Origin of the sequence: Streptomyces sp. Z423-1 (assembly GCF_013009255.1) — a bacterium.
Taxonomy (GTDB): Bacteria; Actinomycetota; Actinomycetes; order Streptomycetales; family Streptomycetaceae; genus Streptomyces; species Streptomyces gossypiisoli.
The window spans coordinates 6312869-6330647 of record NZ_CP053109.1 but is presented as its reverse complement, the minus strand read 5'-3'; the positions used below and the strand labels follow the sequence as shown (position 1 = coordinate 6330647).

Below are 17779 nucleotides of genomic sequence, written 5' to 3'. Positions count from 1 at the left end.
ACGGTCGTCGCCCAATCCCCTTTTTTGTGCCGTCCTTCCGCATGCCCTGGAACGCCCGTGTTCGCCCCCCGCACCATTCCCTGGTCCCTCGTCGCCCTTTTCACGGCCGGGTACCTCGCCCCGTACCTCCTCCCGACCGTCGTCGGCAGGCTGGACGCCGGGCTCCCCGTCTCCGCCACCCAGGCCGGGGCCATCGGCAGTGCCCTCCTGCTCAGTTCGGCGACGGCCGGGTTTCTCCTGGCCTCCCGCGTCGACCGGATCGGCCCGCGCACCCTGGCCCGCGTCGGTCTCGCCCTCGCCGTGCTCGGTTACGGCGGCGCCACCCTCACCACCACCGTCCCCGCGGTCGTCGCCGGTGCGATGGTCGGCGGCTTCGGGTCGGGTACGGCCACCGCGGTCGCCGCCACCGGGATCGCCGCCCAGATCGACCCGCACCGCGTCACCACGCTCGGGCTGCTCAGCGTCTCCGCCCTCGCCGGCGTGGTCTATCTGACGGTCCCGCACCTCGGCCCCGGCCACGGCCTCCCGCTGGCCGCGATCGCCCTCACCGCGCTCGCCGTCTGGCCGCTGACCGCCCGCCTCCCGGTCCGTACGGCCGCCCGCCACATCCGCCGGGAGTCCACTTCCCTCCCCCACCCCCGCGCGGGCCTGATCCTGGCCGCCACTCTGCTGTGCTGGTCCCTCGCCCAGAACTCGCTCTGGGGCGTCAGCGGCCGCATCGGCCTCACCCAGGCCCACTTGTCCGAGGCCACGGTTGGCGTGGTCTTCGCGGTGGCGCTCGGGGCGGGGCTGCTGGGGGTCGTCGGGGCGGGCGCGCTGGGCCCACGGCTCGGCCGGGCGCTGCCGATCGGGGCGGGCACGGTGCTCATCGCCGCGTGCATCGCGCTGAGCGCCTCCGCGACCGACCTGGCGACCTTCGCGACCGGCGAGATCGCGTGGAACCTGCTCTACCCGATCGTCCTGTCGTACGTCATCGGTCTCGCCGCCTCTTTGGACCCGCGTGGCCGCTGGGCGGTACTCGTCGGTTCCGCGTCCTCCCTGGGCACGGCCGCGGGGCCGCTGGCCGGGAGCCTGCTGTCGGCGCAGGCCGGTTTCCCGGCGATGGGCGCGGTGCTGGCCGTCGGGCTGCTGGTGATCGCCGTGCCGATGACGGCGGTCGCGCTGGGCGCGGGCAGGCGCTCGCTTCCGGTGGTGGAGATCCCGGTGGAGACACCTGCCTACGACAAGGCGACGGCCGCGTAAGCACCCCACGAGCACCTAGAACTCGTACGCCTCCACCTCCGCGAGGCACCGCGCCCGCCGCTCCTCGTCGTGCTCCAGGAACGACGCGAGGAAGGAGTTGCGGGCCAGCTCACGCAGCCGCTCCTCGCTCAGGCCCAGCGCCGAGCGCACCGCGTCGAAGTTGTCGCCCACGTACCCGCCGAAGTAGGCCGGGTCGTCGGAGTTGACCGTGCACAGCAGCCCGGCGTCGAGCATGGCGGGCAGCGGGTGGTCGGCGAGGACGTCGACGGCGCGCAGCCGGACGTTGGACAGCGGGCACAGCGTCAGCGGGATCCGCTCCCGCACCAGCCGCTCCACCAGCGCCGGGTCCTCCATGCAGCGCAGCCCGTGGTCGACGCGCTCGACGCCGAGCACGTCGAGGGCCTCGGCGATGTACTCCGGCGGCCCCTCCTCCCCGGCGTGCGCCACCCGCCGCAGCCCGAGGGCGGCGGCGGCCTCGTACACCTCGCGGAACTTCACCGGCGGATGCCCGACCTCGGCGGAGTCCAGCCCGACCCCGGTGATCCGGTCCAGAAACGGCTTGGCCGCGTCCAGCGTCGCCATCGCCGACCCGGCGGACTCGTCCCGCAGGAAGCACATGATCAGCTGGGTGGACACGCCGTGCTCGCGCTCGCTGTGCTCCAGCGCCCGCCACAGGCCCTCGACCACCGTGTCCATCCCGACGCCCCGGGCGAGGTGCGCCTGCGGGTCGAAGAAGATCTCCGCGTGCCGCACGCCCTGCGCGGCGGCCCGGGCGAGGTAGGCGTTCGCGAGGTCCGCGAAGTCCCGCTCGGTGCGCAGCACGGCCATGAGCTCGTAGTACAGGTTCAGGAAGGACTGCAGGTCCTCGAACTGGTACGCCTTGCGCAGCTCGTCGGTGTCCGCGTAGGGCAGCCGCACTCCGTTGCGCCCGGCGAGCTCGAAAGCGAGCTCCGGCTCCAGGGTGCCTTCGATGTGGAGGTGCAGTTCGGCTTTCGGGAGGGGCATCAGTTCATCGTACGACCGTTTCACCGACGCTTCTGTTTCACCGACGCTTCGGAAGCGGCACTCTCAGTAGGTCGTGCGCCACGCTCAGCTCACCCTCGAACCCGGCGGCCCGCGCCTGCCGCTCGAACTCCTCCGGCTCCGAGTAGCGCTGGCTGAAGTGAGTGAGCACGAGATGCCGTACGCCGCTCTCCCCGGCCACCCGCGCCGCCTGACCGGCCGTCAGGTGACCGTGTTCCACGGCGAGTTCCTCGTCCTCGTCGAGGAACGTCGACTCGATGACGAGCATGTCGCAGCCCTCGGCGAGCGCGTACACGCCGTCGCACAGCCGGGTGTCCATGACGAACGCGAACCGCTGCCCGCGCCGCACCTCGCTGACCTCTTCGAGGGCGACCCCGCCGAGCGTGCCCTCCCGCTGGATCCGGCCCACGTCGGGGCCCTCGATGCCGTGCGCGGCGAGCCGCTCGGGCAGCATGCGGCGCCCGTCGGGCTCGACGAGGCGATAGCCGTAGGACTCGACGGGGTGGGAGAGCTTGCGGGCCTCAAGCGTGTAGGTCCCCGACGAGGCGAGCACGCCGTCGCGGTCCACCGGGGACTCGGTGAGCTGCACGGTCTCGCGGTAGGCGGTGGCGTACCGCAGCCGGTTGAAGAAGCGCTGCCCGGAGCGGGGGTAGTGCGCGGTGACCGGGTGGGGCACCTGGTCGAGGTTGATGCGCTGGATGACTCCGGCCAGGCCCAGCGAGTGGTCCCCGTGGAAGTGCGTGACGCAGATCCGGTCGATGTCGTGGGCGGCGACCCCGGCGCGCAGCATCTGGCGCTGGGTGCCCTCGCCGGGGTCGAACAGGATGCCCTCGCCGTCCCAGCGCAGCAGGTAGCCGTTGTGGTTGCGGTGCCGGGTGGGGACCTGGCTGGCGGTGCCGAGGATCACCAGTTCACGTACGGACACGATGGCTTACCCGGGCGGCCATTCCATGCCGCGGCCGCCCAGGACGTGGGCGTGCGTGTGCCAGACGGTCTGGCCGGCGCCCGGGCCCTTGTTGAAGACGACGCGGTAGCTCTCCAGCTTGTCCTCGTCGGCGACCGCCTGGGTCTCGCGCAGCACGTCCGCGGCGATCTCGGGCGCACCGGCGGCGAGCGCGGCGGCGTCCCGGTAGTGCGCCTTGGGGATCACCAGGACGTGGGTGGGCGCCTGGGGGTTGATGTCCCGGAACGCGACGGTCGTCTCGGTCTCCCGCACGATCGTCGCCGGGATCTGCCCCGCGACGATCTTGCAGAACAGACAGTCGTCCTGCGGCTCCCCGGCCATACGTGTGCCTCCTCACGCCAGCTGATCAGATACGAGGGCATGGTATCGACACAGGGCTCAGTCCAGGCTCGGCGGTGTTTTCGCCGCGCTCTCCTCCAGTGCCTCCAACGCCAGCCTTATCGCCTCGTCCAGCTGGACGTCCCGGCCCGCCGCGTAGTCCTGCGGGCGTTGTACGACCTCCACGTCCGGGTCCACGCCGTGGTTCTCCACGCCCCAGCCGTAACCGTCCAGCCAGAAGGCGTACTTCGGCTGGGTGACCAGCGTGCCGTCGACCAGGCGGTAGCGGCTGTCGATGCCGATCACGCCGCCCCATGTCCGCACCCCGACCACCGGACCGAGCCCGAGTGCCTTGATCGCCGCGTTGACGATGTCGCCGTCCGACCCGGAGAACTCGTTGGCGACGGCGACGACCGGCCCGCGCGGCGCGTCCTGCGGATAGCTGTACGGGCGCATGCCGCGCGGCACCGCCCAGCCGACGATCCGCCGGGCCAGCTTCTCCACCACCAGCTGGGAGGTGTGCCCGCCCCGGTTCTCCCGGAGGTCCACGACGAGCCCCTCCCGGCCCACCTCCACCCGCAGGTCCCGGTGGATCTGTGCCCAGCCGGGCGCCTGCATGTCCGGCACATGGAGATAGCCGAGCCGCCCGCCGGACCGCTCGTGCACATACGCCCGCCGGTCCGCGACCCACGCGTGGTAGCGCAGCGGCTCCTCGTCCGCGATGGGTACGACCACCGCGTGCCGGACCTCGCCCCCGCCGGACGGCGAGACGGTCAGCTCGACCGGCTTGTCCGCCGTACCGACCAGCAGCGGCCCCGGCCCGGTCACCGGGTCCACCGCCCGTCCGGCCACCGCCACGATCGCGTCCCCGGCGCGCACCGCGACCCCGGGGGCGGCCAGGGGTGAGCGGGCGTCGGGGTCGGAGGTCTCCGAGGGCAGGACGCCGTCGATGCGCCAACTGCCGTCCGGGTGCCGGGAGATGTCCGCGCCGAGCAGTCCCTGCCGGGCGCCGCCTCCGTGGCCGCCGCGCGGAATGACGTAGGCGTGCGAGGTGCCCAGCTCACCCTGCACCTCCCACAGGAGGTCCACCAGGTCGTCGTGGGTGGCGACCCGGTCGAGGACCGGCCGGTAGCGGTCGAGGACGGCGTCCCAGTCGACGCCGTTCATGTCCGGGCGCCAGAAGTGGTCGCGCATGATGCGGCCGGTCTCGTCGTACATCTGCCGCCACTCGGCCGCCGGGTCGACCGTCTGGCGGACGCGGGTGAGGTCGACGGTGACGTTGGTGTCGCTGTCGTCGTCGCCGGAGGCGCGCCGGTCGCTCGGTACGACCTTCAGGCGGTCGCTCGTCCAGAGCAGCACCCGCTTGCCGTCCCCACTGACCTCGAAGTGGTCGGCGTCGGCCGCGAGGTGCTCCAGGCGCTGCTGGGCGAGGTCGTAGCGCTCCAGCTCGGTCTTGGGGTCGGGGTCGTCCGGGGTGGCCCGGGAGGAGCCGAGGACGCCCTCGACGGGGTGCCGCAGCCACAGCACACCGTCCTTCGCCGCGCGCAGGTTGGAGTAGCGCCCGGCCTCGACGGGGAACGGCACGATCCGGTCGGCGAGCCCTTCGAGGTCGATCCGCGTGGTCGGCGTGCCCTCGCTGTCGGGGGTCTCGTCCTTGTCCGGCGTCTCGAAGGGACGGCCGTGCCGCTGCGGGCCGAACGGGGACGGCGTGGTCGCGGCCAGCGTGATCAGGTGCGGCCGGTCGCCGACCACGAAGGCCAGGTCGAAGACGTGCTCGTCGTAGACCGGGTCGAAGGAGCGGTTGGACAGGAACGCCAGGTGCTTGCCGTCGGCGGTGAAGGCGGGGGCGTAGTCCTGGAAGCGCAGCGGGGTCGCCTCGGTGACCGACAGGTCGGTGGTGTTGGCGAGCTTCAGCTGGCACAGCGGGCGCGGGCCGGGGTGGGACCAGGCGAGCCAGGCCGAGTCGGGCGAGAAGACCAGCCCGCGTACGTCGCCGTGCTCGCTGCGGTCGACCTCGCGCACCTCGCCGGTCTCCCGTTCGACGAGCAGCAGCCGTCCGTCGTGCGAGGCGACGGCGGCGCGGCTGCCGTCGGGGGCCATGGCGAGCCCGAGGACCCGGCCGAGCCGGCCGGCGGCGAGCCGGCGCGGGATCGAGCCGGGTGTCAGCCCGGTGGCGGGCGCGAACTCCAGGGCGTCCTCGCCCTCGGCGTCCGTCACCCACACCACCCACTCCTCGCCCTCCGAGCGGAAGGCGCGGGGCAGCCGGGCGCGGACGCCGGGTTCGGCGGCCAGCGCGCGGGCCGGGCCGGAGCGGTGGGTGACCCAGTGCACGCCGCCGCGCACGGCGACCGCGCTGCCGCGCGCGGTGTGGTCGGGGGACGCCGACCCGAACCAGCGGGAGGCGTTCACCGGGTACGGCTGCCGGTCGGTGCGCTGCCCGCCGAGCCGGATGTCGAGGCGGCGCGGCTCGGCCCCGTCGAGGTCGTCCAGCAGCCACAGTTCACCGACGCTGGAGTACACGACGCGGGTGCCGTCGCTCGCCGCGTGCCGGGCGTAGAAGCCGTCGAGAGGGGTGTGCCGCCGCAGGTCGGAGCCGTCGGCGAGGGAGGAGTACAGCGCGCCGGTGCCCTCGTGGTCGGACAGGAAGGCGATCCGGTCGCCGACCCAGGCCGGGTGCTCGATGTTCCCGTCGAGGTCCGCGTGCAGGCGTACGAACTCGCCGGTGTCGTCGCGGTCGATCCACAGCTTGCCCGCCGTACCGCCCCGGTACCGCTTCCAGGCTGCCGCCTCGCGGCCCATCGTCGCGGACAGCAGCACGGTGCGCGGGCCGTAGGCGACCCCGCCGACGGGGCCGTACGGCAGCCTGGCCGGGGGTCCGCCGTCGAGCGGGACGGCGTGCGCCCAGGTGCGGCGGAGGGTGGCCTGGCCGTGGGTGGTGAGGGCGAGGACCTGCCCGTCGGGGGTCCAGCCGCGCACCCGGGTCGTCCAACTGCCCCAGTACGTCAGGCGCTGGGCGGGACCGCCGTCGACGGGCGCGATGTGCACCTCGGGGGCGCCGTCGCGGGTGGAGGTCCAGGCGACGGTCGTGCCGTCGGGCGAGATACGCGGCTGGGTCACCGGCACGTTGTCGGCGCTGACCCGCCAGGCACGCCCGCCGTCGAGGGGCGCGAGCCAGACGTCGTCCTCGGCGGTGAAGGCCACCAACTCGCCCTGGACGTGCGGAAACCGGAGATACGCGGGCACTGCGGACTGTGTCACCAGCTCACCCTACGCAGGCCAGGGGCCCGCGCACAGGGCTTTGGATCACTTGCCGCACCCGCTATTTGCCTTCCGGCCGGCACGTGGGGGCGCTCTGGCAGTAGACGGTCCTGGTGACGGTCACCGTGGTGGTGGGGCCACCGCCGGGCGGGTTGGTGGCGGGCGGGGCGGAGGTGGCGTCGCAGTCGCCGAGGCCGCTGACCCGGAACCACTCCTTGCCGTCGATCTTCGCGGTGAGGTCGCCGCGCACGCAGGCGCCGTCGACCGCGCGGGTCACCTTGCCGGTGACGGTGATGTCCTTGCCGTCGGAGGTCTGCCCCTCGCAGTCGACGTCGGCGACGGTGCTGACGCTCGCGGACGGTGCCGACCCGCTCCGCTCGCCGAAGTCGGCGGTGCAGCTGAGCCACCGCACATCGGCCTTCTGCCGCTCCAGTTCCCGGGTCACCAGTTCGTCGGTCGTGAGGGCCACGGTCACCGAACTCATGGCCCCGGCTCGCAGGCCACCAGCCCGCTCACGCCGGCCACGACGACCGCCGCCGCACCGGCCGCCCGCCGCCCGCGAGGGCGGCCGCGCATCCACCGCAATGCCCCCATGGACGGCAGCCTGCCACCGCCCCGGCCGCCGCGGTAGGGCGTATACGGCCACTCGGTACGCTCACACGTCACCCAACCGCCGTTCTCCGGAGGAACGTTGCCACCCCGTGTCCGCGTCCGCAGGAACCTCCCGCTGCCGGCCCCGCGCGCAGCCGAGGGCGGCGCCGACGAGGCCGGGCCGGTGACCGACCCGGCCGCCGCGGTCCCGGCCCCGCCGCGGCGCCGCCGGGTGCGGATGCTCGTCGATGTCGTCGACCATCCCGACGAAGTCGCCTACGTCACGGGCCTGTTCGAGGAGCGGGGCTGGTCCGTGCGGCCCGCGGAGGCCGAGGAGCGGGCGCGGGCCGGGGAGGCGCAGCGGACGGCGCTGGTCGTGGAGGTACGGCTGTACGGGGCGCGGTTCGGGGCGGTCCGTACGGCGGTGGCGGAGGTGGAACGGCTGGCCCGGCAGGCGGAGTTGGGCGCGTGGGTGCGGGACGCGGCGCTGGTGGAGCACGAACGTCCGCCCAGGACGACGTACCACATGCACCGCGTCCCGACCGTCGGCGGCGCACCGGCCCGGCTGTGGACCTGGCTGGGCGGCCTGGACGAGCAGCGGGCGGTGACGGTGGCGGCGGGGCCGGACTCGCGGGAGGCGGCGGAGGCGGAACTGGCGGCCCGCCCTCTGGGCGGACGGGACTTCAGCCCCGGTCGGCACGGCCTGCGCGTCCCCGGTCACTCGGACGCGAATCCGCCGCGCGACCAGACGCCGCAGGCGCGGCGGGTGCGGCTGGCCTGGATGACGGCGGGCGCTGTGGGCATTGTGCTCGCGGTCGTCTGCGGGATGTACGTGGTGTGGGCCGATGGCGCGTGGAAGCTGGTGCCCGTGCTGCTGAGCACGGCGGGCGCGTTGCCGCTGGGCCGGATGGCCAAGGAGACGCGGGACCGGGGCAGGCCCGCGCAGTGGGCGGCGGGTGTGGCGGGGACCAGTGCGCTGGCGGGGTTCGGGGCGTTGGCCGGGCGGGATGTCACGCCGGGTGATCTGTGGGTGGGGGTGCTGCTGCTGGGGGCGGCCGCGTTCGCCGGGACCGGGGTGGTCCTCGCGGTGCGCCGGACGTTCTTCACCCGGCACGCGGCGTGGCTGGTGCCGTTGTCGGTGCCGGTGGTGTGGTCGATGGTCGGGTGGCTGGGCGGCCGGATGCACGACGCGTACCTCGACCGCTTCGGCATCCGCGCGGCCACCGTGCCCACGCCGACGCTCGGCAGGTATCTGGCCGCCGCCGAGCCGATGGCGCTCGCGCTGGGCAGCGTGCTGTTCTTCGTGGCGGTCCTGGGCTGGCTGCGCCACTTCCACCTGGGCCGCGACGGCGGCTTCCGCCTCTTCGCCGTCGTCATCTCGACCCTGCTGGCCGTCGCCTACGCCCTGACGGCCATCGCCCTGGGCGCCGACCGCGCGACCGGCGCGGCGGACCGGGCGGCGCTGCGGACGGCGACCCTGGGCACGAACCCACCCGGCTACTTCGGCCTGCGCGGCCGCCTGGTCTGCGTCCGTCCCGTGGAGCGCACCCCACCGGTCCCCGTCGAGAACGGCCCCGTCCCCACCACTCACCCGGTCCTCTCCTTCGGCTCCACCGGCGACTGGATCTGGCTCTGGGACCCGTCCCGCAGGGGCAGGGACACGGCGAAGTCCTTCGCGGTCCGCCGTGAGGACGTCCAGCTGCTGCCGGCGAAAAATACCGCGCCGAAGCGGTGCACTTCGTCCTAGCGTTGGGGAAATGCGCACCGACCGCAGGCTCCGGACACTCGTCGTCGACGACCGCACCACCTACCTCTGGTCCCTCCGCCACAGCCACCGGCACGGCGAGCCCTGCCGCGAAGTGCTGAACGTGTACCGCGACCGGCTGGCGACGCGGATCGTCTTCGAGGCCGGTGACGGGCGGTACGTCGCCGACGGCTACTGGTTCTCCGGCTGCGTGACCGACGGCCACGGCAACCTGCTCAACCTGCACGAGCCCGGCGTCGTGCGCGCGCTCGTCGACGAGGCGACCCGGCGTGGACTGCTGTGGGAGGCGGGTGACGTGGACGGCTGGGAGCTGTTCCCGGCGGTCGTGGTCAGGTGCGCAGCAACTGCCACTCCTGGAGTTCCACCAGGTTGCCCTCCGGGTCCTTGAGGTGGGCGACGCGTATGCGGTCCGTCATGGGGGCCGGGCCGTGCAGGAGGACCGCGCCGCGTTGCGTGATGCGTTCGCAGTAGGTGTCCAGGTCGTTCACGCGCAGGACGACCAGGGAGCGGTGGCCCGTCGCGGTGTCGTTCAGTTCGCCGAGCAGTTCGGCCATCGTCGAGCGGTCCTGGAGCGCGATGCCCGCCGAGCCCGTGGTGGGGCTGAACTTCTCGTACGGGCCCTGCGTGGCGCCGGACTGCGGCTTGAGGCCGAGGACGTCGGCGTAGAAGCGGTAGCAGGCCGCGAAGTCGCCGACCAGGAGCCTGACTTGGGCGAGTTCCATGACGTCCTCCGGCACGGGGATCAGGACCAGCGTCCGGTACGGCCGAGCAGCAGGGCCGCCGCCGCGGTACCGGCCGTCGAGGTGCGCAACACGGTCGGCCCGAGCCGGTAGGCCCGCGCCCCGGCGTCCGCGAACAGCGCCAACTCCTCCGGGGAGACGCCGCCTTCGGGGCCGACGACCAGCACGATCTCGCCCTCGGTGGGCAGTTCGGCCGCGGCCAGCGGCTCCTCGCCGCTCTCGTGCAGTACGGCGGCGAAGCCGGCCCCGGCGAGCAGCGCGGCGACCTGCTTGCTCGTCGCCGTGTCCGCGACCTCGGGGAAGCGCACGCGCCGGGACTGCTTGCCGGCCTCGCGGGCGGTGGCCCGCCACTTGGCGAGGGCCTTGGTGCCGCGCTCGCCCTTCCACTGCGTGATGCAGCGGGCCGCCGCCCACGGCACGATCGCGTCGACCCCGACCTCGGTCATGGTCTCCACGGCCAGCTCGCCCCGGTCGCCCTTGGGCAGCGCCTGGACGACCGTGATGCGCGGTTCCGGCACCGGCTCCTCGGCCACCGAGTCCATGTGGACGATCAGCCGGTCCTTGCCCTCGGTGCCGACGACCACGCACTCCGCCCAGCGCCCGGCCCCGTCGGTGAGGATCACGTCCTCGCCGGGCCGCAGCCGCTTCACGGAGACCGCGTGCCGCCCCTCGGGGCCGTCGAGGACGTACCGCCCGCCGTCGCCCGCGTCGACGTGCTCGAGGTTCTCCACGACGAACACCGGCGCGGTCATCAGGCACCGCCCCAGGAGGACAACGCTGTCCTGGCCGCCTCCAGCTCGCTCGCGAGCACCTCCACCAGCTGCCCGGCGGGCAGCTCACGCGCCATCCGGTGCCCCTGCCCCGCCCACAGCGCCATGCCCTGCGCGTCGCCCGCCTTCGCGGCGGCCTTGCGGATCGGGGAGGTGAGGTGGTGGATCTCGGGGTAGGCGGCGGGGGCGTACGGGCCGTGCTCGCGCATGAAACGGTTGACCAGGCCACGGGCCGGGCGGCCGGAGAAGGCGCGGGTCAGTTCCGTACGGACGAAGAGCGGGTTGGTCAGGGCCTGCTTGTGCACGGCGTTGGCGCCGGACTCGGGCGTGGCGAGGAACGCCGTGCCGAGCTGCGCCGCGCCGGCGCCGGCCGCGAGGGCGGCGGCGATCTGGCTGCCGCGCATGATGCCGCCGGCGGCGACGAGCGGCAGGCCGACCGCCTCGCGGATCTGGCCCAGCAGGGAGAGCAGCCCGATGGCCGCGCCGTCGTTCTCGGGGATGTCCCGGTGGGTGCCCTGGTGGCCGCCGGCCTCGACGCCCTGCACGATCACACCGTCGGCGCCCGCCCGCTCGACGGCGCGGGCCTCGTCGGGGGTGGTGGCGGTGACCAGGGTGAGGGTGCCGGCCCGGCGCAGCGCGTCGAGGGCGTCGGGGGACGGGACGCCGAAGTGGAACGAGACCACCGGCACCGGGTTGTCGAGCAGCACCGCGAGTTTGGCGTCGTAGCCGTCGTCCCGGCCGCTGTCGGGGTCGCCGAGCTCGGCCTCGTACCAGGCGGCCTCGCCGGCCAGCTGCTGGGCGTAGACGTCGACAGCGGCGGGCTCGGCATACTCGGGCTGCGGCATGAACAGGTTCACGCCGAAGGGGCGGCCGGTCAGCCCCCGCAACTGCTTGATCTCCTGGTACATGCCGTCGGCCGTTTTGTAACCGGCCGCGAGGAATCCGAGCCCACCGGCCTCGGACACGGCCGCGGCGAGCCGGGGCACGGAGACGCCGCCCGCCATGGGGGCCTGCACGATCGGAAGCGGAAAGAGATCGGTCAGTGCGGAGGACATGACGGCATGTTGTCACGTCCTCCGAACAAGTCCGAATCCGGCCTGACGTCTGGCATAGGCCAGAGGCATGCCATGGCTCTTCGTGGGACTCAGCGCCCGTTGAACGCATCCTTCAGCCGCGAGAACAGCCCCTGCTGCCCCGGCTGACTGTGCCTGCCCGGGGGACAACCCCCGGACCCCCGGCCGCCCTCAACCCTCGCGCAGCTCCAGCTGTCAGCGCCCGTTGAACGCGTCCTTCAACCGCGAGAACAACCCCTGCTGCCCGGGCTGGAACTGCCCCTGCGGTCGCTCCTCGCCGCGCAGCTTGGCCAGTTCCCTCAGGAGGCGTTCCTGCTCGACGTCCAGCTTGGTCGGGGTCTGGACCTCGACGTGGACGACGAGGTCGCCGCGGCCGCCGCCGCGCAGGTGTGTGACTCCCCGGCCGTGCAGCGGGATCGACTGGCCCGACTGGGTGCCCGGGCGGATGTCGACCTCCTCCAGGCCGTCCAGCGTCTCCAGCGGCACCTTCGTGCCGAGGGCCGCCGCCGTCATCGGGATCGTGACCGTGCAGTGCAGGTCGTCGCCGCGCCGCTGGAAGGTCGGGTGCGGCAGCTCGTGGATCTCCACGTACAGGTCGCCCGCCGGACCGCCGCCCGGGCCGACCTCGCCCTCACCGGCGAGCTGGATGCGGGTGCCGTTGTCGACACCGGCCGGGATCTTCACCGTCAGCGTGCGGCGGGAACGGACGCGGCCGTCGCCCGCGCACTCCGGGCACGGGTTGGGCACCACGGTGCCGAAGCCCTGGCACTGCGGGCAGGGGCGCGAGGTCATGACCTGGCCCAGGAAGGACCGCGTGACCTGCGAGACCTCACCACGACCCCGGCACATGTCACACGTCTGCGCCGAGGTCCCCGGCGCCGCGCCCTCCCCGCTGCACGTGGAGCAGACGATGGCCGTGTCGACCTGGATGTCCTTCGTCGTGCCGAAGGCCGCCTCGTCGAGCTCGACCTCGATCCGGATCATCGCGTCCTGGCCCCGGCGGGTGCGCGAGCGCGGCCCGCGCTGCGACGCCGTACCGAAGAACGCGTCCATGATGTCCGAGAAGTTCCCGAAGCCACCCGCGCCGAAGCCGCCCGCACCGGCGCCGGCCCCGGCCTGCGACAGCGGGTCGCCGCCGAGGTCGTAGACCTGCTTCTTCTGCGGGTCGGAGAGCACCTCGTAAGCGGCGTTGATCTCCTTGAACCGCTCCTGCGTCTTCGGATCGGGGTTGACGTCCGGGTGCAGCTCGCGTGCGAGCCGCCGGAAGGCCTTCTTGATCTCTTCCTGCGACGCGTCGCGACGCACGCCGAGAACGGCGTAGTAGTCCGTGGCCACTTACGACTCCGCCAGGATCTGTCCGACGTACCGTGCCACTGCGCGTACCGCTCCCATCGTTCCCGGGTAATCCATGCGGGTCGGTCCGACCACGCCGAGCTTGGCGACTGCCTCGCCGCCCGAACCGTAGCCCACCGACACCACCGACGTGGAGTTGAGTCCCTCATGGGCGTTCTCGTGCCCGATGCGCACGGTCATGCCCGAATCCTTCGCCTCGCCCAGCAACTTGAGGAGCACGACCTGCTCCTCCAGTGCCTCCAGCACCGGCCGGATGGTGAGGGGGAAGTCATGTCCGAAGCGGGTGAGATTGGCCGTACCGCCGATCACCAGCCGCTCCTCCGTCTCTTCGACGAGCGTCTCCAGCAGGGTGGAGAGCACCGTCTGGACCGTGCCGCGGTCCTCGGCCTCGAAGGCCTCCGGCAGATCCTGCACCAACTGCGGCACATCCGCGAAGCGGCGGCCCGCGACCCGGCTGTTCAGCCGCGCCCGCAGATCCGCCAGCGACGACTCGCCGAACGGCGCCGGGCAGTCGACCATCCGCTGCTCCACCCGCCCGGTGTCCGTGATCAGCACCAGCATCACGCGCGCGGGTGCAAGCGACAGCAGCTCCACATGCCGCACGGTGGACCGGGTGAGCGACGGGTACTGCACGACGGCGACCTGCCGCGTGAGCTGCGCCAGCAGCCGTACGGTCCGGGTCACCACGTCGTCCAGGTCGACGGCGCCGTCGAGGAAGTTCTGGATCGCGCGCCGCTCCGGCGCGGTCAGCGGCTTGACCTCGGCCAGCTTGTCGACGAAGAGCCGGTAGCCCTTGTCCGTCGGGATGCGCCCGGCGCTGGTGTGCGGCTGGGCGATGTATCCCTCGTCCTCCAGGGCAGCCATGTCGTTGCGGACGGTCGCCGGGGAGACGCCGAGGCTGTGCCGCTCGGTGAGCGCCTTGGAACCGACCGGCTCCTCGGTGCCGACGTAGTCCTGGACGATCGCGCGCAGCACCTGAAGCCTTCGTTCACTGAGCATCCGCGCACACCTCCAGCACTCGTCCCCTTGGCGCTCCCCCTGGCACTCGACGCCCCCGAGTGCCAGCCTTACCGGCCCAGTGTACGGCCGTCGGGTACGCCCCGGGCAAGGCCGGTCCTGCGAGGTCGTGCCGGGTGGGGCGTACGGCAGGCGGGAATATGGCAACAGGGCCTAGCGTCGCCGTATGAGCGTCACTTGGGAAGAGGTGGGCTGGGAGCGGCTGGCGGCCGGTGTCGGGCGTTGTCGCCTCCCTGGCTGGGACTGCACGGTGGGGCTGGTGGTCGGGCACGGTGCGGCGTTGCTGATCGACGCGGGGTCGAGCCTCGCGGAGGGGGCGCGGCTGCGGGCGCAGGCGGAGGTGCTCGCCGGTCATCGTGTGACCCATCTCGCGCTCACCCATCCCCACTTCGACCACGTCCTCGGCGCGGCCGCCTTCGCCGGGGCGGAGGTGTTCGGCGCGGTCGGCATCGACGCCGTGCTCGGCGGCCGGCGCGGCCGTGAGGAACTCCGCGCGGACGCCGTCCACCACGGCCTGGACGCCGCGGCGGCCCAGGAGGCGGCCGACACCCTGGTCCCGCCCCGCCACCACGTCTCCGGCGAGTGGACCCTCGACCTGGGCCCCGGCCGCCAGGTCCTGCTGGCGAACGTGGGCCCGGCACACACGGCGTACGACCTCGCGGTCCTCGTGCCGGGTGAGCCCGAGGTGGTCTTCTGCGGCGACCTGGTCGAGGAGTCCGGCGAACCGCAGGCGGGCCCGGACGCGGTGCCGTCGCACTGGCCGGCCGCGCTGGCCCGGTTGGTGAGCTTCGGCGGCGAGGACGCGCTGTACGTGCCCGGTCACGGAGCGGTGGTGGACGCGGCGTTCGTGCGGCGCCAGCGGGACGCCCTGGCCGCCCGTTTCGGCGTGTCGCCCGGATGACGTAACGACCTCTCCATATCGTCGTTCGAATGCGCCAGTACTCTCCGGACCTGACCCCGCCGTGGAAGAAGCCGAAGGAGCCCGTCCCGGAGGTCCCCGCGGAGCCCGGCCTGGTGGTCGAGGAGCCCGGCACCGGTTTCTGCGGCGCGGTGATCCGCTGCGAGGCGGGCACGGTGACCCTGGAGGACCGCTTCGGCAAGCACCGGGTGTTCCCGCTGGAGCCGCGGGGCTTTCTGCTGGAGGGCAAGGTGGTGACCCTCGTACGGCCGTCTGCTTCGGCTCCGGTACGTCCCACCCGTACGGCATCCGGCTCGGTCGCCGTCCCCGGCGCACGCGCGCGCGTGGCCCGCGCCGGCCGCATCTACGTCGAGGGCCGGCACGACGCCGAGCTCGTCGAGAAGGTCTGGGGCGACGACCTGCGTATCGAGGGCGTGGTCGTGGAGTACCTGGAGGGCGTGGACGACCTGCCCTCGATCGTGGCCGATTTCGCGCCGGGTCCGGATGCGCGCCTGGGTGTCCTGGTGGACCACCTGGTGCCGGGCACGAAGGAGTGGCGGATCGCTGAGGCGGTGACGAGCGAGTACGCGCTGGTGGTGGGCCATCCGTACGTCGACATCTGGCAGGCGGTGAAGCCGTCGTCGCTGGGGATCGCGGGGTGGCCGGAGGTGCCGAGGGGGCAGGACTGGAAGACGGGGGTGTGCCGGGCGCTGGGCTGGCCGTCGGAGAACACCGGGGCGGTGTGGCAGGCGATTCTGGGTCGGGTGGGGTCTTACAAGGATCTGGAGCCGGAGTTGTTGGGGCGGGTGGAGGAGCTGATCGACTTCGTCACGGGTAGCGGTGGGGCCTGACGTCGGGGAAGGTTCCGAACTCGCTGGTGTCCAGTTCGAGTCCCAGAGCCTCCAACGGGATCGGATCGCCGAATTTGATGATCTCCTGGCTGAGGTAGTCGGCGTCCTCACCCTGGCCCGCGGGCTTCGTCAGCAGGACGCAGTGCGCCATGATCGGGTCGAGGATGAGGTACACGGGGATCTTCCCGGCGGCGTAGATCGAGCGCTTGATCACGTAGTCCTGGTGGACGCTGGACTTGGAGACGACCTCCACGACCATCGTGACCAGCTTGGAGGGAAGCAGACGGCCCGAGTCGGGCAGGATGTCTCGCGCCACGACTACTAGGTCCGGTACCGGCTCGCTGGCCTCGTCCCGGATGTCCACGTCCTGGGTCTGAAGGCGAGACCAGCGCTGTCGCGGGATCTGGTCCTGCACATCGGCAACGATCAGGTTGTGCACGATGTCAGGGCTGGCCATCATCACGATTACCCCCCGGAGGAGCTCCACCTTGACGCCCTCAGGAGGCTCAAGTTCCTCGAAGATCTTCACCATGCCGGTGGTCATCGGTCGGTCGTCCACAGCGGTCATCTCCGCAGCCCTCCGGTTTTCCGCCACCGTGCAATTACGGGGGCAGCCTACGAATCAGGTTAGGGACCGAACCGGCGTTCCGCACCGATTCACCCGCCGGAGTGATCAGTCCACCAGGTCCCGCACGACAGCGTCTGCCAGCAACCGCCCCCGCAGGGTGAGCACCGCGCGCCCCTCCTCGTACGGCGTCTCCTGGAGGAGCCCGTCCGACAGGGCGCGGCGGGCGGCCTTGCGGCCCTGCTCCTGGAGCAGCGACAGCGGTACTCCCTCCCGCAGCCGCAGCTCCAGCAGGATGCGCTCCACCCGGCGGTCCTCGTCGGACAGCAGCTCACGGCCCGCGCCCGGGGACTTCCCCGCCGACAGGGCCGCCGCGTACGCACCGGGGTGCTTCACGTTCCACCACCGCACGCCCCCCACGTGGCTGTGCGCCCCCGGTCCCGCGCCCCACCAGTCGGCGCCCCGCCAGTACAGCTCGTTGTGCAGGCAGCGGGCGGCGTCCGAGGTGGCCCAGTTGGACACCTCGTACCATTCGAAACCGGCCCCGGACAGCCGCTCCTCCGCGATCAGGTACCGGTCGGCGTGCACGTCGTCGTCCGTCATCGGCACCTCGCCCCGGCGGATCCGGCGGGCCAGTTGGGTGCCCTCCTCGACGATCAGGGCGTACGCGCTGATGTGGTCCGGCCCGGCGCCCAGCGCCGCGTCCAGCGAGGCCCGCCAGTCGTCGTCGGACTCCCCCGGTGTGCCGTAGATCAGGTCCAGGTTGACGTGCTCGAACCCGGCCGCCCGGGCCTCCGCGACGCACGCCTCGGGCCGTCCGGGGGTGTGGGTCCGGTCCAGGACCTTCAGTACGTGCTGCTTCGCGCTCTGCATGCCGAACGACACCCGGTTGAAGCCGCCCTGGCGCAGGGCCGCGAGATACGCCGGATCGACCGACTCGGGATTCGCCTCCGTCGTGACCTCGGCGTCCGCCGCCAGCCCGAACTCCGCCCGGATCGCCCCCAGCATCCGTACGAGGTCACCGGCGGCCAGCAGGGTCGGCGTACCGCCGCCGACGAAGACCGTGCGGACCTCGCGCGGGTCGTCGCCGAGCACCTTGCGGGCCAGCCGGATCTCGTCGATCAGCGTGTCGGCGTAGTTGTCGCGGGAGGCGAGGACGCCGCCGGTGCCGCGCAGCTCGGTGGCGGTGTAGGTGTTGAAGTCGCAGTAGCCGCAGCGGGTCGCGCAGTACGGGACGTGCAGATAGAACCCGAGGGGGCGGTCGGCCGCCCCGGCGAGCGCGGACGCGGGCAGCGCGCCGTCGGCGGGGACGGGCTCGCCGTCGGGGAGTGCGGAAGGCATGTCCTCCATT

The 17779-nt window shown here is 72.8% G+C and carries 16 protein-coding genes and 1 pseudogene; 5 read left to right on the top strand and 12 right to left on the bottom strand.

The window, feature by feature from the left end; translation table 11 throughout:
• The first annotated feature begins 57 nt into the window (after positions 1 to 57).
• Positions 58 to 1242 (top strand): MFS transporter, encoded by a 1185-nt coding sequence (locus HJD23_RS28405; protein ID WP_171112355.1) that lies wholly within the window; start codon positions 58 to 60, stop codon positions 1240 to 1242.
• Positions 1243 to 1257: 15 nt separating this feature from the next.
• Here the strand turns inward: HJD23_RS28405 and HJD23_RS28400 are convergent, their stop codons facing one another.
• From HJD23_RS28400 to HJD23_RS28380, 5 genes and pseudogenes are all read right to left on the bottom strand, one after another.
• Positions 1258 to 2247: an adenosine deaminase gene (locus HJD23_RS28400; RefSeq protein WP_171112357.1), complete on the bottom strand. Its 990-nt coding sequence runs from the start codon at positions 2245 to 2247 to the stop codon at positions 1258 to 1260.
• 37 nt (positions 2248 to 2284) lie between these two features.
• A complete protein-coding gene (locus tag HJD23_RS28395; protein ID WP_171112359.1) occupies positions 2285 to 3190 on the bottom strand; it encodes a ribonuclease Z in 906 nt (301 codons plus the stop codon).
• 6 nt (positions 3191 to 3196) lie between these two features.
• Positions 3197 to 3550 (bottom strand): histidine triad nucleotide-binding protein, encoded by a 354-nt coding sequence (locus HJD23_RS28390; RefSeq protein ID WP_171112361.1) that lies wholly within the window; start codon positions 3548 to 3550, stop codon positions 3197 to 3199.
• Between the two features lie 57 nt (positions 3551 to 3607).
• Positions 3608 to 6805, bottom strand: coding sequence for a S41 family peptidase (locus tag HJD23_RS28385; protein ID WP_171112363.1), 3198 nt, complete (start codon positions 6803 to 6805; stop codon positions 3608 to 3610).
• Between the two features lie 61 nt (positions 6806 to 6866).
• Positions 6867 to 7381: pseudogene (locus HJD23_RS28380) on the bottom strand (hypothetical protein).
• A gap of 115 nt (positions 7382 to 7496) precedes the next feature.
• On the opposite strand from HJD23_RS28380, the gene HJD23_RS28375 reads away from it, so the two are divergent.
• Both HJD23_RS28375 and HJD23_RS28370 read left to right on the top strand, forming a co-directional pair.
• Entirely contained in the window at positions 7497 to 9143 is a 1647-nt protein-coding gene (locus tag HJD23_RS28375) for a hypothetical protein (protein WP_171112365.1), read from the top strand.
• 10 nt (positions 9144 to 9153) lie between these two features.
• On the top strand, positions 9154 to 9549 hold the full coding sequence (locus tag HJD23_RS28370; RefSeq protein WP_171112367.1) for a hypothetical protein: 396 nt from the start codon (positions 9154 to 9156) through the stop codon (positions 9547 to 9549).
• Here the strand turns inward: HJD23_RS28370 and HJD23_RS28365 are convergent.
• The 5 genes from HJD23_RS28365 to hrcA form a co-directional block, all read right to left on the bottom strand.
• On the bottom strand, positions 9491 to 9883 hold the full coding sequence (locus HJD23_RS28365; RefSeq protein WP_171118568.1) for a VOC family protein: 393 nt from the start codon (positions 9881 to 9883) through the stop codon (positions 9491 to 9493). The two genes, HJD23_RS28370 and HJD23_RS28365, sit on opposite strands and share 59 nt — an antisense overlap.
• A 20-nt stretch (positions 9884 to 9903) precedes the next feature.
• A complete protein-coding gene (locus tag HJD23_RS28360; RefSeq protein WP_171112369.1) occupies positions 9904 to 10653 on the bottom strand; it encodes a 16S rRNA (uracil(1498)-N(3))-methyltransferase in 750 nt (249 codons plus the stop codon).
• Complete coding sequence (locus tag HJD23_RS28355; RefSeq protein WP_171112371.1) at positions 10653 to 11726, bottom strand: nitronate monooxygenase; 1074 nt, start codon at positions 11724 to 11726, stop codon at positions 10653 to 10655. Before HJD23_RS28355 ends, HJD23_RS28360 begins: the two co-directional genes overlap by 1 nt.
• A 213-nt stretch (positions 11727 to 11939) precedes the next feature.
• Complete coding sequence (gene dnaJ / locus HJD23_RS28350; protein ID WP_141310637.1) at positions 11940 to 13079, bottom strand: molecular chaperone DnaJ; 1140 nt, start codon at positions 13077 to 13079, stop codon at positions 11940 to 11942.
• Positions 13080 to 14096: a heat-inducible transcriptional repressor HrcA gene (gene hrcA / locus HJD23_RS28345; protein WP_171112373.1), complete on the bottom strand. Its 1017-nt coding sequence runs from the start codon at positions 14094 to 14096 to the stop codon at positions 13080 to 13082.
• A gap of 184 nt (positions 14097 to 14280) precedes the next feature.
• Here hrcA and HJD23_RS28340 point away from each other — a divergent pair, with 184 nt between their 5' ends.
• Positions 14281 to 15015 (top strand): MBL fold metallo-hydrolase, encoded by a 735-nt coding sequence (locus HJD23_RS28340; protein WP_171112375.1) that lies wholly within the window; start codon positions 14281 to 14283, stop codon positions 15013 to 15015.
• Positions 15016 to 15044: 29 nt separating this feature from the next.
• The gene (locus tag HJD23_RS28335; RefSeq protein WP_171112377.1) at positions 15045 to 15863 is read left to right on the top strand and encodes a DUF3097 domain-containing protein; all 819 of its coding nucleotides are present in this window, start codon (positions 15045 to 15047) and stop codon (positions 15861 to 15863) included.
• Here HJD23_RS28335 and HJD23_RS28330 read toward each other — a convergent pair.
• On the bottom strand, positions 15841 to 16431 hold the full coding sequence (locus tag HJD23_RS28330; RefSeq protein ID WP_171112378.1) for a Uma2 family endonuclease: 591 nt from the start codon (positions 16429 to 16431) through the stop codon (positions 15841 to 15843). The genes HJD23_RS28335 and HJD23_RS28330 overlap by 23 nt on opposite strands.
• A 105-nt stretch (positions 16432 to 16536) precedes the next feature.
• The gene (gene hemW / locus HJD23_RS28325) at positions 16537 to 17769 is read right to left on the bottom strand and encodes a radical SAM family heme chaperone HemW (protein ID WP_171112380.1); all 1233 of its coding nucleotides are present in this window, start codon (positions 17767 to 17769) and stop codon (positions 16537 to 16539) included.
• Positions 17770 to 17779 lie beyond the last annotated feature (10 nt).